16 protein-coding genes are annotated in these 21,121 nt (G+C 57.3%); 7 read left to right on the top strand and 9 right to left on the bottom strand.

All coding sequences use genetic code 11. From position 1 onward, the window contains the following. Nucleotides 1–123: 123 nt before the first annotated feature. Nucleotides 124–1,977, top strand: coding sequence for a putative bifunctional diguanylate cyclase/phosphodiesterase (locus tag BLT77_RS10770; RefSeq protein ID WP_090365275.1), 1,854 nt, complete (start codon nt 124–126; stop codon nt 1,975–1,977). On the opposite strand, the gene BLT77_RS10765 is transcribed toward BLT77_RS10770, so the two are convergent. Together BLT77_RS10765 and BLT77_RS10760 are read right to left on the bottom strand one after the other, a co-directional pair. Continuing rightward, entirely contained in the window at nt 1,946–3,235 is a 1,290-nt protein-coding gene (locus BLT77_RS10765; RefSeq protein WP_090365274.1) for an alpha/beta fold hydrolase, read from the bottom strand. The genes BLT77_RS10770 and BLT77_RS10765 overlap by 32 nt on opposite strands. Nucleotides 3,236–3,309: 74 nt before the next feature. Then, nucleotides 3,310–3,699 carry a VOC family protein gene (locus BLT77_RS10760; protein ID WP_090365273.1) on the bottom strand — a complete coding sequence of 130 codons (390 nt, stop codon included), beginning with the start codon at nt 3,697–3,699 and terminating at the stop codon, nt 3,310–3,312. A gap of 422 nt (nt 3,700–4,121) precedes the next feature. Between BLT77_RS10760 and BLT77_RS10755 the strand changes: the two genes are divergently transcribed. Genes BLT77_RS10755 through BLT77_RS10745 form a run of 3 tightly spaced genes read left to right on the top strand, consistent with a single transcriptional unit; the run spans nt 4,122 to nt 8,258 of the window. Further along, nucleotides 4,122–4,778, top strand: a complete 657-nt coding sequence (locus tag BLT77_RS10755) for an ABC transporter ATP-binding protein (protein ID WP_090365272.1) — start codon at nt 4,122–4,124, stop codon at nt 4,776–4,778. Beyond that, the gene (locus BLT77_RS10750; RefSeq protein WP_090365271.1) at nt 4,771–7,191 is read left to right on the top strand and encodes an FtsX-like permease family protein; all 2,421 of its coding nucleotides are present in this window, start codon (nt 4,771–4,773) and stop codon (nt 7,189–7,191) included. Before BLT77_RS10755 ends, BLT77_RS10750 begins: the two co-directional genes overlap by 8 nt. Next, entirely contained in the window at nt 7,191–8,258 is a 1,068-nt protein-coding gene (locus BLT77_RS10745; RefSeq protein ID WP_176819282.1) for a lipocalin-like domain-containing protein, read from the top strand. Before BLT77_RS10750 ends, BLT77_RS10745 begins: the two co-directional genes overlap by 1 nt. Here the strand turns inward: BLT77_RS10745 and BLT77_RS10740 are convergent. From BLT77_RS10740 to BLT77_RS10710, 7 genes are all read right to left on the bottom strand, one after another. Then, the gene (locus BLT77_RS10740) at nt 8,252–8,983 is read right to left on the bottom strand and encodes a tyrosine-protein phosphatase (RefSeq protein WP_090365269.1); all 732 of its coding nucleotides are present in this window, start codon (nt 8,981–8,983) and stop codon (nt 8,252–8,254) included. The two genes, BLT77_RS10745 and BLT77_RS10740, sit on opposite strands and share 7 nt — an antisense overlap. Beyond that, a complete protein-coding gene (locus tag BLT77_RS10735) occupies nt 8,980–11,196 on the bottom strand; it encodes a GumC family protein (protein ID WP_176819281.1) in 2,217 nt (738 codons plus the stop codon). The genes BLT77_RS10740 and BLT77_RS10735 overlap by 4 nt, the downstream gene beginning before the upstream one ends. Nucleotides 11,197–11,228: 32 nt before the next feature. Next, nucleotides 11,229–11,774 carry a polysaccharide biosynthesis/export family protein gene (locus tag BLT77_RS10730; protein ID WP_090365267.1) on the bottom strand — a complete coding sequence of 182 codons (546 nt, stop codon included), beginning with the start codon at nt 11,772–11,774 and terminating at the stop codon, nt 11,229–11,231. Further along, on the bottom strand, nt 11,731–12,924 hold the full coding sequence (locus BLT77_RS10725) for an outer membrane beta-barrel protein (protein ID WP_090365266.1): 1,194 nt from the start codon (nt 12,922–12,924) through the stop codon (nt 11,731–11,733). The genes BLT77_RS10730 and BLT77_RS10725 overlap by 44 nt, the downstream gene beginning before the upstream one ends. Before the next feature lie 41 nt (nt 12,925–12,965). After that, a complete protein-coding gene (locus BLT77_RS10720; RefSeq protein ID WP_090365265.1) occupies nt 12,966–14,387 on the bottom strand; it encodes an undecaprenyl-phosphate glucose phosphotransferase in 1,422 nt (473 codons plus the stop codon). Nucleotides 14,388–14,667: 280 nt separating this feature from the next. Next, nucleotides 14,668–16,053: a phosphohexomutase domain-containing protein gene (locus BLT77_RS10715; protein WP_090365382.1), complete on the bottom strand. Its 1,386-nt coding sequence runs from the start codon at nt 16,051–16,053 to the stop codon at nt 14,668–14,670. A 2-nt stretch (nt 16,054–16,055) separates the two neighbouring features. Beyond that, nucleotides 16,056–17,459, bottom strand: a complete 1,404-nt coding sequence (locus BLT77_RS10710; protein WP_090365264.1) for a mannose-1-phosphate guanylyltransferase/mannose-6-phosphate isomerase — start codon at nt 17,457–17,459, stop codon at nt 16,056–16,058. Between the two features lie 202 nt (nt 17,460–17,661). Between BLT77_RS10710 and BLT77_RS10705 the strand changes: the two genes are divergently transcribed. The 3 genes from BLT77_RS10705 to BLT77_RS10695 are packed head-to-tail and all read left to right on the top strand — an operon-like array spanning nt 17,662 to nt 21,115. Next, nucleotides 17,662–18,903, top strand: coding sequence for a lipopolysaccharide biosynthesis protein (locus tag BLT77_RS10705; protein WP_090365263.1), 1,242 nt, complete (start codon nt 17,662–17,664; stop codon nt 18,901–18,903). Continuing rightward, complete coding sequence (locus BLT77_RS10700) at nt 18,900–20,216, top strand: O-antigen ligase family protein (protein ID WP_176819280.1); 1,317 nt, start codon at nt 18,900–18,902, stop codon at nt 20,214–20,216. Before BLT77_RS10705 ends, BLT77_RS10700 begins: the two co-directional genes overlap by 4 nt. After that, the gene (locus tag BLT77_RS10695) at nt 20,213–21,115 is read left to right on the top strand and encodes a glycosyltransferase family 2 protein (RefSeq protein WP_090365261.1); all 903 of its coding nucleotides are present in this window, start codon (nt 20,213–20,215) and stop codon (nt 21,113–21,115) included. The genes BLT77_RS10700 and BLT77_RS10695 overlap by 4 nt, the downstream gene beginning before the upstream one ends. Nucleotides 21,116–21,121 lie beyond the last annotated feature (6 nt).

The raw sequence follows: 21,121 nt of genomic DNA, 5'->3' as shown, positions 1-21,121 counted from the left end.
CAAGGCCGCCCCGGCGGCCTTTTTTTGTCTGAACTTTTACTCCAAACAAAGGTTAACCAGCCTGACATCTGTTTGTTGGGCTGTTACCATGTTGAACAAAAATAAGCTCCAGAAATCAAAACGATGCTCTCATCCCGCCACATGCCTCTGCCAGCCATCATTGGTCTGCACTGGCTGACCCTAATCTCTACCGTCGGTTTTGCCATTCACCATCTGGTCAATAGCAGCCTACCCGCTATCGGGGTTGTTGAACTGATGGCCGCCCCCCTGATCGCCACCTCGTTGTGGCAATGTTACCGGCGCGGCAAGGAGTCCCGGATCCTACTGGTGGGGTACTCAGTGTTAATGATGGTGGCCATCTCCACGTTCACCTACGCCCACGGCCTGCGTGGGCTGTTCTTTGTGTTCCCGGTGGCCGCCGGCCTGTTCTGCATCATGCCGTTCAAGATAGCCGGAGCCTTGGGGGTTCTGTACTCCTTCGTCTGCTTTTTGGCCGCGACTCACAGCGTTGACGTCGAATCGCTGATCAGATTCAGTATCTCGGTGGTCTTCACCTACAGTTTCATCTGGTTTTTCGTCCATAGCCAGATCCTGAGTTACCACAACCTGCAGCGCTCTCACCTTACCGACCCCCTGACCGGGCTGGATAACCGCCGGGCCATGGAGCAGTGGTTACAGAAACAACCTCCCTCGGCACCGCTGCTGTGTGTGCTGCAACTGAACATCGACCAATTCAAAGGCATCAACCAACGCTACGGGCGCACCCTCGCCGATCACGCCCTGACCGAGATGGCCAGGCGACTTAAGCGACTGCCCTCGATACTCAGACAGGAGGGCTACATTGGTGACGGCCCCAGCCTCATCTCCCGCAGCGCCGGCGACGAATTTGTCATCGGCCTGTATCTGGCTCCCAAGGTCCGCAACGACACTCTCGCCGATGTGATTCGCCAACAAGTGGTCGGCATCTACCACATTCAGGAACACTCCCTGGCCATCTCGGTGACCCTGGGGTACTCCCGCCGCGGCAACGAGTCCGCCTCGGAAAAGCTGGTGCAGGCCTCCACCGCGATCACCCTGGGCAAACGAGCGTTGCCCGGCCATACCTACTGTTTCAGCGAAGAGATGGCCATCGAGATGAAGCGTGAAGCCCACATTCAGCAAGGGCTCCGCAAGGCAATGGACGAAGGGGCATTCGAGCTCAAGTTCATGCCTATCCACCAGAGAGATAAACCCTGGTGCACCAGTGCCGAAGCCCTGATTCGATGCACCCACCCCGATCTGGAAGGCGTCGGGCCGGATCTGTTCATACCGGTGGCGGAAAAATACGGCATGATCTACGAACTCGACCTGTGGGTGATCGAGTTCTGCTTTCGAGAGATCGGCGCATTGAAGCAGGAGTTTCGCGAAGACATTCGGGACCTGCGAGTGGCCATCAACATCTCCTCGCTGGAACTGAACAACCCGAAACTGCCCGCCCAGATCATCATGCTGGCCAACCGCCATGACATCGATCTCAACACCCTGGATCTGGAACTGACCGAAACCGGACTGGTCAGCCACAAGCCCAGCGGGTTAAAGATGTTAACCGAACTGCGGCAACACGGCATTCGCATTATTTTGGACGACTTTGGCACCGGCTACACCGCCTTTAACCAGCTGCAGCACTACCCCATCGATCGTCTCAAGATTGACCGCAGCTTCGTCAATGAACTGAGCATCAGTGGCCAGGCCCACACCCGCTCCCTGGTGGATGTGATCCTGAGAGTGGCGGAAATCTACGGCATTCCGGTCACCGCAGAAGGGGTGGAAACCCAGGAGCAGCTTAACTACCTGGCCCAGCGAGGCTGCCACTCATTTCAGGGGTACTATTTTAATCCACCGGTAGCACTGACAAAGCTCATCGCCACCCGCTACCAGCAGAAACGGTCCGTCGAGCACGCTTGCGCTATCGTAAACGCTGTCCCCGGTTCAGCTTGATCAACCGATCCAGGATTCGATAGCCGTCCATGCGAATCCCATTGTGCTCATACTCCGACGTACGCCAGGCTTTCAGATTGGCAACCTGGGCCAGCGTCTCTTCACTGTAGGCGTATTCCACAAACATGTCGTCGGTGTAGACCGCCGCCGCCACGGGTACCGGATTCACCGCCAGCACACCGGGATCGTACAACGACGGCCAATCGGCCTTACAGGCCAGGGCATGGGCCAGGGACTGCAGAGGGCGCAACTGGGCAAACTGTTCAAACATCCAGGGAAAGATCATCTCACCGGTAAAGCACAGCGGCTGCCCGGGTTGATAGCAAAATTGCGGTAACCCCTGCCGAACCCGGTGCGCGGCCCAGTCCGAGGCTTGCTGCTGGTTATAGATAGGTTCATGCAGCAACGAAAACAGCGGGTTGGTATCGTAATCCAACATCTGCATCACGCCGTGCAGGAATACCGGATTGATGACCTCGCCAGCCGCCGAAGGCAGCAGTGCCTGCTCTAGCAGGTAATACAGCGTCTCAGGTCCCTCCTCCACTCCGAGGTGAAGCCCCAGCAACTGAAACCGCTCCACCGTTAACCGCTCGCCGTCGGGCAGGCAGACCCGGTGCTGATCGAGGTAAGCGGCTATGCGATCCGCCATCCCCCGGGCCTTGGGGAAACGAAGGAAGAACGCCCGGTTTTTATCCGCCACCCGCTGAAACGTGGCCTGATATACCTCATCGGCACTACGCTGTAACGACGGAATGCCACCGGTAATGTAGGCCTCGGTGAGGGACTGCGGCGCATAGGAGAGGTAACGCAGTACACAGAAACCACCGAAACTCTGCCCCAGAATCGTCCAGGGGGCATCGCCAATCAGATGGCACCGAATCGCTTCTGCATCCCGGACAATGTTGTCGGCCCGGTGCTGACTGAGGTAGGCCACCTGCTGAGACAGGCTCATGGTCGCCAGGGACCCGGCATGGATGGGCGTAGACAGACCGGTGCCGCGCTGATCCAGCAGCAGCACCCGGTACTCCTGCAGCGCCCGATCGATCCAGCCGCCCCGGGCAAGCGGTCGCATCGCGCCAAAGCCGGGGCCGCCCTGGAAAAATACCAAATAAGGCAGTTCGTCATTTACCCGCACGGGATCACACAGTTCCCGCGCAAACACCTCCAGGGTCTCGTCCTGGGGCTGGTCATAATCCACTGGCAATTGAAAGCGGTGCTCTCGGGTTATCAGGCCAGCAACAGCGGTATCGTGCATCATCCATGACTCCAAAACAGAAAGGGCAATAATTGTATACAATTATTGCCCTATACAACACCACTGCACCAACGCCTCTACATATCCGTACGTCCCGAGTGCAGTGCCAGCCGGTTGCCCTCACTGTCCAGAATCAAGGCCCGGTACCCGTGGGGCCCGATCTGATGGGCGCCCTCCAGTACGGTTCCCCCCATGGCCGTCACCTCATCCAGTGCCTCACCGAGGCGGCCATCCACATTAAGATACACCAACGGCCCCTGTTGGCTGCTGATGCGAACCTCGTCCACCACCAGGCAACCGCCGTTACCGAACTCATGGGCCAGCACCGCAAACCGAAACCCGTCCTGCTCCTCAAAGCTGACGCCGACGTTCATTACCCGCGAATAAAACGCCGCCGCCCTATCCAGATCGGCCACCGGTATATCAAACCAGACTGCCCGATTGTAAGTATTATTAAACTCACTCATCCCTCGCCTCCAAGGCACGCTCTCTGTGCACTCCCGTCCCCGGCGTGATACCCATCTTAATACTGTGTGGATTCATTCGACCTTTACTCCGGGTTCGACGTCCATCGTCCATTAAAACCGGTTACATTGTGTTAAAGCGTCCGCAATAATTCCAGCAACTCTTAACGCACTCACGGGTGACTCGAATCGGTTGGCATCATCTGTTGAAATGGGCTAATCCCCCACTACGACTGGCTTGCCTCCCTGCCACTGGTCAAACTTTAACCTGCCCCACCCGCCCATACCGGCCGTAAAACCGAGGAATGGCCTTTTGAAAAACGTTATATCCGAACAATCCAATTCCAGGGGGATACGTATTAACTTCATGAATTAAACAGTTTTTTTATCTATATTATGGGTAACCTAGGCCAAGGAGGTTCGCAATGATCAAGGTACACCAGGTCAACCTGTTTCGTACCCAGGGGCGCAGCCAGCGGCAGATTTTAGATCACTGCGACCTGAAGGTGAGCCGTGGCGAACGGGTGGCCATCATGGGTGAGAGTGGTGCAGGAAAGTCGACCCTACTGCACCTTATCGCCGGACTGGAGCGTCCGGACAGCGGTCACATAGAAGTAAACGGAGACACCCTGGAGGGCCGCACGGCCGCCCAGCTGTGCCAATACCGCAAGCGCATCGGGCTGGTATTCCAGCAGTTCAACCTGTTACCCACACTGACCGTCGCCGACAACGTGCTGTTTCAGCACCGCCTCAATCACCTCAATGACGAACAGGGCGTAATCGACACCATAGCCGGGCCTCTGGGGCTGATACCCCTATGGGAGCTGTATCCAGACCAGTTATCCGGCGGTGAACAGCAACGGGTCGCCATCGCCCGCGCCCTGGCCCATCACCCTAAACTGATTCTGGCGGACGAGCCCACCGGCAATCTCGATGAGCATACCGGCGACGAGGTCATGGCGCTGTTTGCCCAGTTAACCCGCCAACTGGGACTAACGCTGGTGATGGTCACCCACTCACGCCGGGTTGCGGCAACTCTGGAGCGAACCCTGCACCTGCGCGAAGGCCGGTTGCATGATTGAATGGCGCTGGGCCCAGATCACCCTGAGCTGCCACTATCGCCGCCACCCCTGGCAGTTGGTGTTTCTGCTGCTGGGCCTGGTGTTGGGTGCCAGCCTGATGGTCGGGGTGGAAACCATTAACCAGGAGGCCAAAGCCCGTTACGCCCTCAGCGAGCAACAGGCCCGGGCCGGCGCCGGCTGGCAAATTGAACCGAGACAGCGGGAAGGCTACTTACCACAGTCCCTGTGGGTATCACTGCGACGACAGGGCATCGACGCCAATCCGATTCTGAACGCCAAACTCATCGATGAGCAACAGCGACCGCTGCTGATTCGCGGCGTCGACCCACTGGCGTTTCTGGCCAGGCTGGAAGCCACCGACGCTCCGAAAAAGGCACAACCTCGGGCCTGGATTGACCGCCAGTTTGCCAGCAGCAGGGGCTGGAAGCCGGGGGCACACATTCTTCTCGACAGCGGTGACAAGATCGGCCCCATCGCCCTGATTGCCGATCTCGGCCCCTGGATACTGATGGACATCGCCGACGTCGCCAGCCTGACCGGCAGCCGGGATCGCGTCAGCTACCTGACTCTGCCGACCCTGACGGCCACGACCCGAACCACGCTTAGCCAGCAGTTACCGGCCAATGCGGTTCTAAAGGCACAAGGCGAAGCCACCCAATTTGGCCAGCTGTCTCAGTCGTTTCACCTGAACCTGACCGCTTTGGCACTGATGGCCCTGGCGGTGTCCCTGTTTCTCGCGTTCAACGCCCTGCGCTTCAGCTTGAGTCAACGGGCGCCACTCATCGCCCAGCTTAGAAGCCTGGGGGTGAGTCAACGAGCCATCATGACCGCCGTGATCATTGAGCTGATGCTGGTCGGTGTGCTGGCGGTACCCATCAGTGCCGTATTGGGCAGTTATTTCGCCAGCGCCTGGATCCCTCAGGTGCAGATGACTCTGGCTTCCCTGTACGGCTTTGAGGACCAGCTCAGCGTCCAAAGCTTGTGGCTGCCAATGCAGCTGTCTGCATTAGTGACCTTCGGCGCCGTAACCCTGGTGCTGGTATCGCTCTATTTCGATCCCAAAGTTGCGCTGAGTCTCGGCATACGAAGCCGTCAACTCCGTCAACAGCAGCAGGGCCGATGGCTGCTGGGACTGGGGCTGGCGCTGCTGCTGGCCCTGCTGGTACTGGCTCCCCGGGTCACCACCACCGCCACCGCCCTGTCCTTGTGCGGAGTGTTGCTGTTCGCCGGAGCCGCCATTACCCCGTACTGGTTGCAGAATTGCTGTCGCGCCGTCGCCTCCGTGCCACTGCCCGGAGTCATGGGTCGCTGGATCATGGCCGACCTTGATGAGCAGCAGCGCACCACCCGGGTGGCCATGATAGCCATCATGCTGGCGCTTGCGGCCGCCGTGGGGATGCGCATGGTAGTCGGTAGCTTTGAACTGGCACTGACCGGCTATCTGAACCAGAGGCTCAGCGCCGACCTCTATATCCGGCCACCACCAGGCCAGCATCCGCTGTGGCTGCAGCGCCTGAATCAGATGCCGGAGATCACCCGAATTACGCCGTTTCAGCACCAGCGGGCGCGCATTGCCAGCGTGCCCGGCAGCATTGCCAGCCTGGGCGGCAGCGGCGATCACTACGGTCACCTGCCGCTAAAAGCGGCGCTGCCTCAATGGCAGGCTCAGTTGTTTCAGGAAGGTTGCCTGATCAATGAGCGCAGCGAACTGATGGCCGGGCTGACGCTGGGCCAGGCCATCACCATAGACGACAGCGGCCACCCTGCGTTCGAGTGCCGGGTGGTCGGAGTGTTCTACGACTATGGCAACCTCAATGCGCAGAGCTTCATCAGTCCAACCATGATGCAACGCCAACTCGGCGACGTCCCCTTTGCTGGCTACAGCCTGATCGTGCAGCCGGGACAGACCGATGCGGTGTACCAGCGATTGTTACATTGGCTGTCGCCGTCACAGGTGATTCAGCGCAAGAACATTCGCGCCATCGCCACCACCATGTTCCACCAGACCTTTGCCGTGACCACGGCACTGAACGTACTGACCCTGATGGTGGCCGCAGTGGGGTTATTTGCGTCGCTGTCATCGGTAGAACACCATCGCCTCAACCAACTGGCTACCCTGATGGCATTGGGTGTCGGCCGCAGCCAGTTACTGCTGGCACAACTTGCCCAGTTGCTGCTGATCGCCGTATTTGCTCTGGTGGTTGCCCTGCCCCTGGGCGTTGGCCTTGGTTACCTGCTGCTGCAACTGGTTAATCGGGTGGCCTTTGGCTGGACCATGCCGGTCCACTGGCTGATGGGTGATTGGCCCGGGCTGCTGGCCAGCCTGTTGCTGGCGCTGATCTTGGCCGCCCTGTGGCCACTATGGCGTCTGTCCAACAGCCCAATCTCCAAGCTGCTGAGGGGGGTCACCTGATGACACGCTACCTACTGACAATGCTGGCCCTGATGCTGACCGCGTGCCAGCCCGACGCCCCGCCGCCAAGTCAGGGCCTTACCTGGCACCAGTCGCTGCACCCACAACTGCAGCAAGTGAAACCGAATTACCGACTGACCTTTCCGAAGGATCACGGCGCCCACCCCGAATACGGTCTGGAGTGGTGGTACCTGACCGCCAATCTACAGGACGCTCAGGGGCAACCTTTGGGGCTGCAGTGGACCCTGTTCCGCAGTAAGGTCTCAACAGCCACCGACACCGACTGGAATGACGGCCAGCTGTGGTTCAGCCACCTGGCTATCGAGTATCAGGGCCGCCACCAGGCCATCGAGCGCTGGGCCAGAGGCGGCAGTGGCCAGGCCGGAGTCCGGGCCACGCCCTTCTCTGCCTGGCTGGATCACTGGCAACTGGCCTCAACCGGCACCGATTTTCTGCCGTTGCAGCTAACCGCCGACAGCACCCTGGGTGAACTGACCCTGACCCTGTCTGACAGCCCACTGGTGCTGCATGGCCGTGACGGCTTCAGCCAGAAAACCCCCAACCCCGACCACGCCTCTCACTACTACAGCCTGCCGCACCTGTCTGCCCGGGGACAATTTGTGCCCGAAGGCCAGACATCGGCACTGACGCTCAGTGGCCAGGCCTGGATGGACAGGGAGTGGTCCAGTCAATTGATGGCCAGTGACTATCAGGGTTGGGACTGGCTGTCACTGCATCTGGAGGATGGCCGGGCCCTGATGGTGTTTCGCATGAGAAGTCCGCAGTTGGGGGATTACTTTTCCGGCAGCCTAATCGATGCCCAGGGGGCGGTGACGCCGTTAAAAGGGGAGCAGATTCGCTGGAAAGCCGATACCTGGTCGACACTGGACGGCGTTCGCTACCCGGTGGGCTGGCAGCTAAGCCTGCCAGAACACCAACTCAGCGGCCGCATTGAAACCCGGTTGGCAGACCAGCGCAACCGACTGAGCATTCCCTATTGGGAAGGCCCGGTACAGGCCGACGGCAGTCTGCAGGGAGTGGGGTTTATCGAGATGACCGGTTACTGACTGAACCGGTTCTGGACCAGGCTCCAGGGCCGGGTATGGGTCATCTCGGTCACCAGCGCCTCACCGCAGTTTTGTCGCAGGCGCTCCAGGGCTTCAGTCACTCTTGGCGGCCGTTTATCGATGCGATGACTGTCAGTGGCCAGATACCAATAGCCGCCCTTATCCAACACCTCCCAGGCGACCCGCTTCACGGTATCCCCAAACTCCCCCACAAAGGCGCCGACCGTCCCCTGCAAATAGGCCCCGGTCGCTTTCAGGCTCAGGGCCAGCGGAGGATGGGCCATGATCTCCCGATTGCGCTCCGGATGGGCAATCACCGGCAGCACCCCCTGCCCCAGCAGCCACCGCAGCAGCTGTTCGGTGCCGGCCGGCACGTGACTGTAAGGCATCTCCAACAGCAACACACGACGCCCGCGGGAACAGGTTCCCAGGCTGGGCAGAGATTTCCAGGCGTCGTTGAGCAACAACTCCGGCGCCATTCTCACCTCGGACGCCAGGGCGATTTGCAGCGGGCAGTCGTTGGCCCGCAACGCCAGCTGCAAAGCCTGAAACGGCTCTTTCAGACTGTCCAGACTGTTCGGGTAGCGACGCAGATGAATGTGGGGCGTCATCACCACATGGGTAATGCCCTCCTCCCAGGCCATTTGCGCCATCTTCAGTGCCTCATCCATATCCCGGGCACCGTCATCCACACCTGGCAACATGTGGCAGTGAAGATCAATCATCCGTTATCACTCCCGGTGCCGTAATAGCTTTGATAGCGTTTATAGGTGGCCAGGTCTTTGGGCACCGCATTGAGAACCACCCCGTCGACCCTGGCCTGGGCGGTAAACAACCGGGCCAGTGAACGATTAATCAGATCGCGTCGAGCCTTACCGCACTTCACCACGTACAGGGTGGAGTCGACCCGGCGTGAAATCACCAGGGCATCACTGACCACATCCACCGGCGCGGTATCGACGATGATACGGTCAAATTGAGGCTTGAGTTTCTCCAGCATCTGCTTGAACGCCTGCGATGCAATCAGCTCCAGCGGATTGGAGACCGGAGTACCGGCCACCATCACGTACAGCTGGGTATCCGGTACCTGGAACAGACAATCCGACAACTTATGGGTACCGGTGATCAGATTCGACAACCCCGGTTGGTAGTTGGGCAGGTTAAGCATGCCGCCCATCACCGGCTTACGCAGATCCGCCTCGATCAACAGCACCTTTTCCAACTGGGACAAAGCCAAAGAAAAGTTGTATGACGAGGTGGTTTTCCCCTCCCCCGGTACCGTCGAGGTGATGCACAGGGTATGGGCTCCATCTTCCAGATGGGACAACAGATACCCCGTTCGGACCGTGCGCCAGGCTTCGGCAAAGCTGCTGGCCTCCTTGGTAAAGAAGTGCTCCGGATCCAGACGGCCACGGTGCTTTTGCAACGGAATCACCCCAAGCAGTTTGCTGGACAGTTTGCTTTCAACCTGGTCACCCGCCGTAATGGTATCGGTGATGACGTTATGAACCAGCGACACCAGGCAGGCGATGATCAGCGACATCACCAGTGCCCCTACGGCAATCGCTTTCTTATTGGGTTTGGAAGGATAAAGGGGCGGGGTGGCGTAGTCGGTAAAGCGGGCGTGGGCGGCATTAAAGTCCGCCACCGCTCCGGTTTCCTTCATTCGGTTAAGGAAGGTTTCGTAGATACGACGGTTGGATTCCACCTCCCGTTGCATCTCCCGATACTCCACCTCAACCCGGCTCTGCTCCTGATACTTGTCCTTGACCGCTGCCATCTGTTTTTCCAACGCCTCAGCATTGGCAGCAACGGTCTGATACTCCTGTTCAATACCATTCACCAGCTTCTTTACCTGTCCGCGCATGCTGGCGCGAACGTCTGCCAGCTGGGCTTTGGCGGCAATCATCTTGCTGTGCTTGGGGCCATAGCGCTTGGACAACTCGGCCACGTTGGCCGCGGCAACCACCTCCGACTTACGCACCTCCTGTATCATGCGATGACCACTGATCTCCGCCAAACCATCTAAGCTGTCGAAGTTGCTGCTGCCCTTACGACGCACCAGATCCAGCAACGATTTGGCCTCATCCCGGCGCTGACGGGCCAGCGACAGCTGCTCCGACAACTCCGTCATCTCTTTACTGACCAGGCCGACGGTGCCATCGATGTCGAGCAACCCCTCCCGCTCCCTAAAGCTCTGCAATCGCTCCTCGGACAGCCGCAACCCCACCAACAGTTCATCGAGCCGGGCACTGAGCCACTCCGACGCCTTTCGGGTCACGGCCAGCTTGGCGTCCAGGTGGTTTTCGATGTAGATCTCGCCCATGGTGTTGGCCACCTGGGCCGCCAGGTTGGGGTCATGGGCATAGAAACCGATGTCCACCAGCTGTGTATTGGCTACCGGCGCCACGACCAGCCGCTTACGAAACTCATTGAGCAGCAGTATCCGTTGCGTGGCCAGTTGTTGAGCTTCATCCACCGGCTTCGGGCTGAGATCCACCGGCAGCCAGTGGAGCCAGTCTGTGACTACCTCCATGGGATCCTGGGCCGGCGCCGTGGGTACATAGGAGAGCAGTTTCTGCAGCCAGGGGGGACGCTCATGCACCACAAATTCAGGGTGACGAACCAGATCCATCCGCTCTATCGCCCGCTCCGCCAGTTTACGGGATTTAATGATCTCAAATTGGGTCTGGAGGTACTCATCCTTGGAGGAATCCAACCCATAGACGTCCTCGATGGAAACCGCTTTGGCCTGCTCGGATTCAATCAACAACCTGGCTCCCGCCAGGTAGGACGGTGACACATTCAACAAAATGGCCACCACCACCGAGGTCACAAACCCCGAGAACAGCAAGATTCGCCATTTGTATCGCCACAGCACATGAACGTACTGGGCCAGATCAATATCCTTCTCTTGAGAAAAAGCGTTCTTTTCCATCTGAATCGCCATGTTGGACATTCGGTCACCACTCAAAAGAAGCTGTCTTTAATCAGGATCGAGTCGTCCGGGTAGACCGTTGTGGACATGGTTACCTTTAGCGTCGATTCATTTCGATTGATGGTCATACCACTCTTGGAGGCCCGCTCCGTCAGGCCGCCGGCCAGGGCCACGGCCCGCTCGACCGTCAGTCCCGGCTGGTAGGGGTATCCCCCCGGCTTGTTGACCTCGCCATAGATATAAAAAGGCCGGTACTCAAGGATGCTGACATGTACACTGGGGTTGATGAGATAGTCGCCCTTTAAACCGGTAACCAGCTTGCGCTCCAGCTCAGCCACACTCAGCCCCTTGACCCGAATCATGCCCAGGTAGGGATAGTTGATCACCCCGGACTCCCCCAGGCGGGTCTCCAGTGTCAGATCTTCCTCTCCATAAACGTGGATGGAGATCATATCTCCGGAACTGAGCCGGTAATCGGTACTGGCGGCCAACGCCTGCGTAGCCCACACCAGGCCGATGGCCAGCAACAAGCCTCTACAAAGAGACGCGCATCGATACCAGGAACACGTTTTTGTCATAGGTCACCAGTTGAATGTTAGAGTCCCGCTCTGCATAACGGTACTCAATTTCCGTTGACAGCCACCGCCGCCACACCTGCGTTGCCCCTACAGACGCTTCCAGTAACTCATCATCGCGGTCAATTCCAGTATAGCTTTCATCTACATAACGAATGCGGGCGCTGGTAGAGAAACGCTGGCGCCACTGATGCTGCCAATTAATCCCGTAGGTTTGTTCCTCCACATAATCACCGAAGGTATCCGGATCTTTGGCCCGGGCACCGCTTTCTAAAGTGAATTTGGAATAGGTTCTGGGCAGCCAGTCAATGGCTACCTGCCAGGCCATTCCGCTGAAATCCTCCCGGCTGCCATCTTCAAAGTCACGATCTTCATAACCGATCTTCACCTCCCCCGAGGTTTTACTGGTGGCGTCCCACTTAAAGCCCGCCAACAACTGCTGATCGGTGCTGTCCCTGGAAGTTTCTCCGACAGCGTTACGATCGTAACTCTTGTCTTCGCCATTCCACTCCAGAAGCAGCGAGGATCGGGTCCCCAGGCGCCAGAACAGGGTGGTTCTGGCCCGGATGGAATCGTAGTCTCTGAACTGGGAGATGGTCTCCAGGTTGGTGTAATCCTTGTCGTAGATGCCCAGCTCAAAATCAGCATTGATGGTGGCACTGGGTACGCCGAAGCCATAGATGATTGAGGCGTCATGGAGGTTGAATTTGGCCACCGAATCGACGCTTTCACCACGTCCCTCGGTAATACCGGTGCCCCGGGCTTCATGAGTGCGGAAATAGGTGTAATTGAAATCGATGCGATGGCGGCGGGTAAACTGATGGTTCACATCCACCTTAAAGCGATGGTCAGTATAGTCGTCTTCAGCGCTGGAGAAGTAGTTGCCATCGGTCAGAAGGTAACCAATCTTATAGCCACTGACCTCGTCGCCCGCATGCACCAGAAACTCCGGCGTCAGCTCCCAGAACCAGCTATCGATGCCGTCGTCCGATGAGTAGGCGGTGTTATCGTCGTAACCCACACCGGCACTGAGCTGAGGTGTAAACTTCCAGCCTTTGCCCAGCTCTACATTGGCGGGTTGGTAGTCATTGGCGGCGGCAGACAGCGACACGCAGGAAGCGCCCGCGATCAACATGGACAGTAGCGTTTTCATTCCCTTCCCCTTCCTTAGTAATCGTTCGAACCAGTAAAGCCCTAGTAAGCGTTCGAACCAGTAAAGCCCTGAAAAACAGTCTTGAAGACAATTTTTATGTCAAACCACACAGACCAATTGCGAATGTAAGCAAGATCAAACTCCAATCGCTTTTCCATCTTTTCAAGCGTATCGGTTTCACCGCGCCAGCCATTGATTTGGGCCCAGCCAGTAATTCCTGGCTTCATGTGGTGCCGCAACATGTAACCGCTAATCAAAGACCGGTATTGTTCGTTATGAGCCACCGCATGGGGCCGGGGCCCCACCACCGACATCTGTCCCTGCAACACATTGAAAAACTGGGGCAACTCATCCAGAGAGGTGCGCCTTAAAAAGCCGCCAAACCAGGTTACCCTAGGGTCATTCTTTGTAACCTGAACCACCTTACCGCCATTTTCCATGGTGCTCATGGTGCGAAATTTCCACACCATAATCTTGCGGCCATCCAGGCCATAACGGTGTTGTTTGAACAGCACAGGCCCGGCAGAGGTCAATTTAATAACCATTGATATCAACAGCATAGGAATAGACACCAGAGCCAAAATCACGCAGGACAACACAATGTCTTCCACCCGTTTAACCCAGCTTGCCAAGCCGTCCAACGGCGAGTCATACACACTCAAGGACTGGATGTCACCCACCTCATGCCAACGGGCATGCAGCAGGTTATATACAAAGAAATCAGGAATGATGTGCACCGCCGCCGTACTGTCTGCGCACAACATCAGAATCTCGGTAATACGCTCTTCGGCCCGCATCGGCATGGCGATGTACAAAATGTCGACCGCGTTGCTGCGCGCCAGTTTAATGGCCTGGTCGACACACCCCAGCAGCGCCGGCCCGTGATCCTCTTCCATCTCAATCCGTTCCGGCGCCCGGTCATCAAAAAAACCAATCAACCGGATCCCCAGTTGGGGGTTCTCTTCCAGGTTGCGGGCCAGCGCCATTCCAGACTCGGTGATCCCCAGAATCGCGGCGGTCTGGGTGTTAAACCCACGCCGCCGTAACGAAAAGATCAGATGGCGGCATACCAGCCGGAACAGGCCAAACATCACAATGCCCAGCACGCCCCAAATCAACATGGTCTGCCGATCAATGACCACTTTGTTGGGCATAAAGTAGGCACAGATCAGCAAAAACATCGAAGCCAGAACCCAACTGAGCCAGTTGGTCAACAACAACTCCGCCAGTCGGGTCGACCGCCAGGAGCGATACAGGGCCATGGACTCGGCAAAAAACATAAAGCCGAGGGTTGCCAGGATCGCGACCAACATCTCGTTACTGCCCAGATCCTTACCACTGAACCACAGCGCCACCTGCATGGAGACCTGGACAATGGCGATATCCGCCAGCCGAAACAACACGGCAAAACCGTGGAAGCGGGAATGGATGAATCCTTGCTGCTCCTGTGATGTCCGCGACATAACGCCTCTTTCGCTGATCGCTCATCGCCCAGCTTTGAGGCTCATCCCTGCCTCAGTACCGACCTGTTATGATTGCTGTCCCTAATTCGTACGCTTCGGTTTTCTAAAGCGTAGTTCAAGATTCGAAAATCAAGTCAACAAATAACGGATATGAAACAGCGACATTGAAAAGGTCTCCCCCTTAAATTTCGACAGCTCCAACCATTAAATTCCAATTTTCTGGGTTATCTCTCCCAAACATCACTGGGGTGAGGTTGATGCCACTGCCCACTTTATTGGGTCACGACACCTGCAACAGCCGCACCAATACCTGGGTCTGACGCCGCATCAACGCCTGGTCTCCCCGGGCTTCCACATTCAGACGCACCACCGGCTCGGTGTTGGAGGAGCGCAGGTTGAATCGCCACTCACCGTCACCATCACTGAAGTCCATGCTGATGCCATCGGTATGATCCACCTTGCTGGCAAAGGGGGTCAGTTCGGTGACAACCCGCTCAATGGCCTCTCCTGGAGACGACAAACGGAAGTTGATCTCGCCGGAGGAGGGAAACGCCGCGATGCGCTCCGCCACCATCTGCGACAATGGCTGACGCGCCATCCCCATCAACTCGGCCACCAGCAACCAGGGGATCATGCCGCTGTCACAGTAACCAAAATCGCGAAAATAGTGATGGGCACTCATCTCGCCACCATAGATGGCATCCTCTTTGCGCATCCGCTCTTTAATGAACGCATGACCGGTCTTTGACATCACAGGCTGCCCCTGCGCCCCCTGGACAATCTGCAGGGTATTCCAGATAAGCCGGGGGTCATGGATAACCTTGGCCCCGGGATGCTTATCCAGAAACGCCTGGGCCAGCAGGCCAACGATGTAATAGCCTTCGATAAACTCCCCACGCTCATCGAACAGGAAACAGCGGTCAAAATCGCCATCCCAGGCGATACCCATGTCGGCCTGGTGCTCAATCACGGCCTGACGGGTATCGGCCCGGCACTCGGGCAGCAACGGATTGGGAATGCCGTGGGGAAAGCTGCCATCGGGCTGGTGGTGGATCTTAATAAACTCCACCGGAACCCCCTGCCTGCCCAACACCTGTTCGATGGCATCGATCACATGGCCGGCAGCGCCGTTGCCGGCGTTTACCACCAACTTCAGTGGCGGCAGGTTAGCCGGATTGATATAGGTCATCAGGTGCTGGACATACTCCGGCAACAGGTTCCGATAATGATACTCGCCCTGGGTCTCCGCCGAGGGTGGCGCAAACTGGTTGCACTCCGCCAACTCACGGATGGCGTTGAGGCCTGAGTCACCGGAGATCGGCTTGCTCTCCTCCCTCACCAATTTCATGCCGTTAAAATCGATGGGGTTATGAGAGGCGGTCACTTCGATACCCCCATCGACCTGCAGGTAGCGGGTGGCAAAATAGATCTCCTCGGTACCCACCATGCCGATATCGACCACATCGACACCGCTGTCCATCAACCCTCTGGCGAGCGCCTGCTTCAGCCCCTCTGATGTGGGCCGAACGTCGGCGCCCACCACCACACAGGTCGGCTTCAAAAACTCGGCATAAGCACGACCAATGCGATAGGCCACCGCTTCATTGAGTTCGGTGCCCAACTGGCCGCGAATGTCGTAAGATTTAAAACAGGTTAATCTTTCCATCATCAAGCCCGTCCATACTTATCATCGAAGCGAACGATATCGTCCTCCTCCAGGTAGGTACCCGACTGCACTTCAATCAGCTCCAGCGGCACCATTCCGGGGTTTTCCAGGGCATGAACCACCCCAATAGGAATATAGGTGGACTCGTTTTCGGTAACGAAAAACGTGCGTTCCCCATTCGTCACCCTGGCAGTTCCCGACACCACTACCCAATGCTCGGCGCGGTGATGATGCATCTGGACACTGAGCTTGGCACCAGGCTTAACCGTAATGTGTTTGACCTGATAGCGCTGACCGAAGTCGATGGAATCGTAATAGCCCCAGGGGCGATACACCTTACGGTGCACCTGAATCTCAGAACGCTCATCCCCTTTCAGTTTCTCGACAATGTGCTTGACCTCCTGAGCCCGGCCTCGCTCGGCGACCAGCACCACGTCCTGGGTATCCACGATCACCATATCGTCCAGGCCCACGGTGGCAATTAGCCTGTCTTCACCCTGAATCAAGCAGTTGTGGGTATCATGAGTCACGGCATCGGCTCGAATCGCGTTGCCGTTGTGGTCCTTGTCCCCCACCTGCCACAGCGCCGACCAGGAGCCAATGTCATCCCAGCCGGCATCCAGGGCCATTACCACCGCATCGTCGGTGTGCTCCATCACCGCATAGTCAATGGACTCCTCCGGACAGGCGGTAAACGCCTGTTCATCCACCCGAATAAAATCCAGATCCTCATGGACGTCCGACACCGCCTGACGGCAGGCCCTGACCATCTCAGGCCGGTGGCACTCCAGCTCCTGCAGGTATCGGCTGGCCCGAAACAGAAACATGCCGCTATTCCAGTAGAATTGGCCTGAATCCAGGTACCTTTGCGCGGCATCGGCATTGGGTTTTTCCACAAACTCACTGACCTCAAAGCCGGCGCCACTGGTCGCCCCCCGGCGAATGTAGCCATAACCGGTATGGGGGCAGTGGGGCACCACACCGAAGGTCACCAGTTTCCCCGATTCCGCCAGGGGCACAGCCTCCGATAACACATTCACAAAGGACTCCGGGTCTTCGATAACATGGTCGGCGGCCAGCAGCAGCAGCAGCGGGTCATCGGCACTCTGGCAGAGTAAAGCCGCCAGCGCCGCGGCCGGAGCGGTATTACGCCCCACCGGCTCCAACACAATCCGTGCGTCTACCTGCAAGGCCCGCATCTGCTCGGCCACAATAAAACGGTGGTCTTCATTGCAGATCACGATCGGCCCTGCGGTGTCGATGCCGCTCAGGCGATTTACCGTGTCCTGCAACATGGAGTCCTCACCGGCGAGAGGCAAAAACTGCTTAGGGAACAATGTTCTGGAGAGAGGCCATAGGCGAGTGCCTGAGCCGCCTGCAAGAATGACCGGGACAATACTGACCATAGTAAATTCCGCCCTGCAGGGCTCGGCTTTCACCCGGCCCTGAACAATCCAAAACCTAAAGAATAGCAGCACATAGCAAACTCGAAGGCCTCTTTGGCATTTTACGGAGCAAGATAGAGCATCAGGGTCTAAGCTAAAAAATCAGGCATTTGAGTTTGCACAGGGTTGCATCACCCTGACAAGGGTTGTTGAGGGGCGGCAGTTGAAAACACAGGTGATCGTTTCCACTGTTGATCAAGGGTTACTCAGTGCCTTTAACTTTGCCCTAAATCTGGCGCTGATAAAACTGTGGCAACCGGCCGAGTTCGGGGTCTACTCCATTATCTTTATGCTCAGCTTTGTGCTCATCAGCCTGCAAAATGCCCTTATCAACACCCCCTACTCGGTGCTGGTGCCGGCCTCCGACAATCCCAATCACCTGCGCAGCACCCTGTCCCTGGGTAACGGCCTGTTTGTCGTCACTCTGACCCTGATTTGCTACGGCCTGCTACAGCTGCCGTTTTTGCACCAGGACTACTCCGGCAATCTCGCCATTACCGCTTTTTTCGCCACCCGGTTGCTGCGCGAATTTCTGCGATGCCGCTGGTCCTCCGAACTGATACTGCTGCCGGTGCTGATCGCCGATCTGCTGTTCGTAATCGTTTTCATGACGTTGGTGGGGATCTGGCAATATCAACACCCATTGAGTCAGTTCTCTCTGGAACACCTGTTGTGGTTTCTGAGCCTGAGTCAGCTTCTGGGGATGGTCTATCTGCTCAAAAAGGAGTTTCCTCTGTTCGCCCTGACCCGCTGGTCGAAGCTGCCCGGACACTATGCGCCTATCTGGGATCAATCCCGCTGGTCACTGGTGGGGGTTATCACCACCGAGCTGCAAAACCGTGGCTACATCTTTATCGTCGGCATGGCCTTTGGGCCTACGGTGGTCGGCTTCATTCAGGCCGGTCGGGTCTTTTTCGGGCCACTGAACATCATCACTTCGGCCTGGACCCGCATTGCCAAACCGACCCTGGCCAAACTGCACGCCCAGGGAGAAAAACAGCAGTTCCAGACTCTCACCAATCAGGGTGCCTTGGGATTTCTTCTGTTCAATCTGGTGTTTGGCGTGCTGTTGTGGCTGCTGTGGCCCTGGTTGCAACCGCAACTGTTCGGTGACCAGTATCCCGGCATCGGCTTTGTGGTCGCACAATGGGCCATCGCCACCTTGCTGTTCCACCTTCGATCCACCTACAGCGCCGCCATTCAGGCACAAAACCGTTTCAAACCGTTGGCCATGGCGACCATTTGGGGAGCATCACTGTCGCTGGGAATTCTGACCGCCCTGGCGCTAGCCCAGGCCTCTAGCTGGGTTATATTTACGGTCATCTTCGGCGAGCTTGTCGCCTTTAGCTACATTTTGGTGCTGTTTGCGCCACAACTTCAACCCAGATGGTTGCCGGAGCGATGAGGATGGTACGGCGGCTATTAAACTGGTTCGTGGCGGACGACACCGGGCAATACACCATCAATAACCTGGTGGCCATCGCCATCATCACCCTGGTGTGCGCTTCCAGTTTCGATGTGTTGTCTCCCAATATGGAGGCGGCCACTCACCTGGTGGACATGGAGGTGAAAGATCACGCCGCCAGCACCTCATCCGGCAACCTGATCAACCAACTGTTCTGGGTGGCGATGATCGGCCTGGCTGGCTACACGATTCTCAGGGATCCCCAGCGGGCAAAACGCATCGTTGTGGCACAGTGGCCACTGGTGGTCATCTGCCTGCTGGCGTTTGCCAGCGTCACCTGGGCACTGGCTCCCAACATCGCCTTTCGGCGTTCGGTGATGCTGGTGTTTGTGATCGGTTCGGTGTTTGCCGGCGTCAGCTACCTGCGCCGACCGGAACAGTTACTGCTGATTCTGTATCGAATCTGCACCCTGGCGCTGGCCTTCAACCTGATGGCCCTGGCCCTGGGAAACTTCGACAAAGACGGTTTCTTCTACGGCATTCATGGCAATAAAAATGTGCTCGGGGCCATCGCCCTGCTGGCCATACTGTTTGGCATTGCCTCCCGCAAGCTGTTCACCACCCAAATCAATCGCCTCTATAACGGTGCCTACCTGATGCTGTGGCTTCTGGTTCTGGTCATTTCGGTCTCTAAAACCTCCATTGCCCTGCTGTTTGTCGTGCCGGCACTGGTATTTGGTGTGCAGGTGGTTGCCACCAACACCCGGCTTAATGTGGGCATACTGATGCTATTGGCCTTCACCCTGATGACCCTGGCTATCTTTATTGTTCTGAGCCTCTATAACTGGCACATCAAAGAGTTTTTCGCCCAGTTCATGTCCGACCCCGGGCTCACCGGCCGAGACTACATCTGGGCCTTTATGCTTGACCGCATCGATACCCGCTGGTTGTTGGGCCACGGCTATGGATCATTTTGGGGCATTGGTCAGCAGTCCCCCAATGTGGTGTACGGCAGAAGTTATCTGACCCTGCTGAACCAGGGCCACAATGGCTATCTGGACCTGCTGGCCAAGCTGGGGGTCATAGGAATGGCCATCTATCTGTTGGTGCTGGTGCAGTTTGCCCGCCAGTCCGGGCAGATACAATCCACTCACCCGCTGCTTTTTTTCCTGTTTTGGATCCTGCTGGTCATCACCTTGTTCCATAATATTACCGAAAGCAGCTTAATGAGAGGCAGCCACTCCATGTGGATCATTCAACTGTTGGTGCTCACCTCGGTGGCCCGCATCTGCGCCGACCGGAGGTTGCAATGACCACCTCAGTCACCGTCTGCCTGTGCACTTATCGCCGCCCTCACCTTGCCGAAACCCTGAAAAGCCTTGAGCAACAGCAACTGCCGGACGATGTCCGCCTGTCCATCTCCGTCGCCGACAACGACCTGCTGGAGTCCGGCAGAGACCTGGTGGAGGAGTTTAAGCAACACACCAACCTAGAAGTGTCCTATGCGGTTCAGCCACAAAAGAACATCTCCATGGCCAGAAATACCTCGGTGGCCAACGCCCACAGCCAGTGGCTGGCGTTCATCGACGACGACGAGAAAGCCAGTCCGACCTGGCTGGCAACCCTGCTGGCCTGCGCCCGCCAATTCGATGCCGATGCGGTCATGGGCCAGGTGCACACCCGCTACCCGGCGCAGACGCCCGAGTGGATTTCCGCCGGCAACTATTTCAGTAAATCGCTGCCCCCGACCGGTTCTAAACTGGACGTAGGCTCAACCTGCAATGCTCTGGTAAAGCGGTCGGTATTACCGCACCCGAAGACGCCATTTGATGTTAATCGTGGCACCCAGGGCGGCGAGGACACCACCCTGTTCCATGACATTCACACTCAAGGCGGCGTCATCGTCTCCTGCCGCGAAGCCGTAGTCAGTGAACTGGTGGAGCCCCAGCGGCTCAATCGCCGGTACCTGCTTCAAAAGGCAACCCGTATTGGAGAAACCTATGCCAGCATTTTTTTTACGCCGCTGTCTCCCACCGGCAAGTCATTACAACTCTTAAAGGCATGCGCCCAGACGCTGATAGCGGCGCTCGGAGCCGTAGTGCTGAGACCCATGGGCAAAAAGCACAGTTTTCGCTATGTCATGAAAATGATGTCCAACTGGGGCAAAGTCCGATTTTTCCTCAATACTCCGCCTGTGGAGTTGTACAAATAAGGGAGC

Source organism: Ferrimonas sediminum (genome assembly GCF_900100175.1).
Lineage (GTDB): Bacteria > Pseudomonadota > Gammaproteobacteria > Enterobacterales > Shewanellaceae > Ferrimonas > Ferrimonas sediminum.
This window is presented reverse-complemented; position numbering and strand designations above follow the sequence as displayed.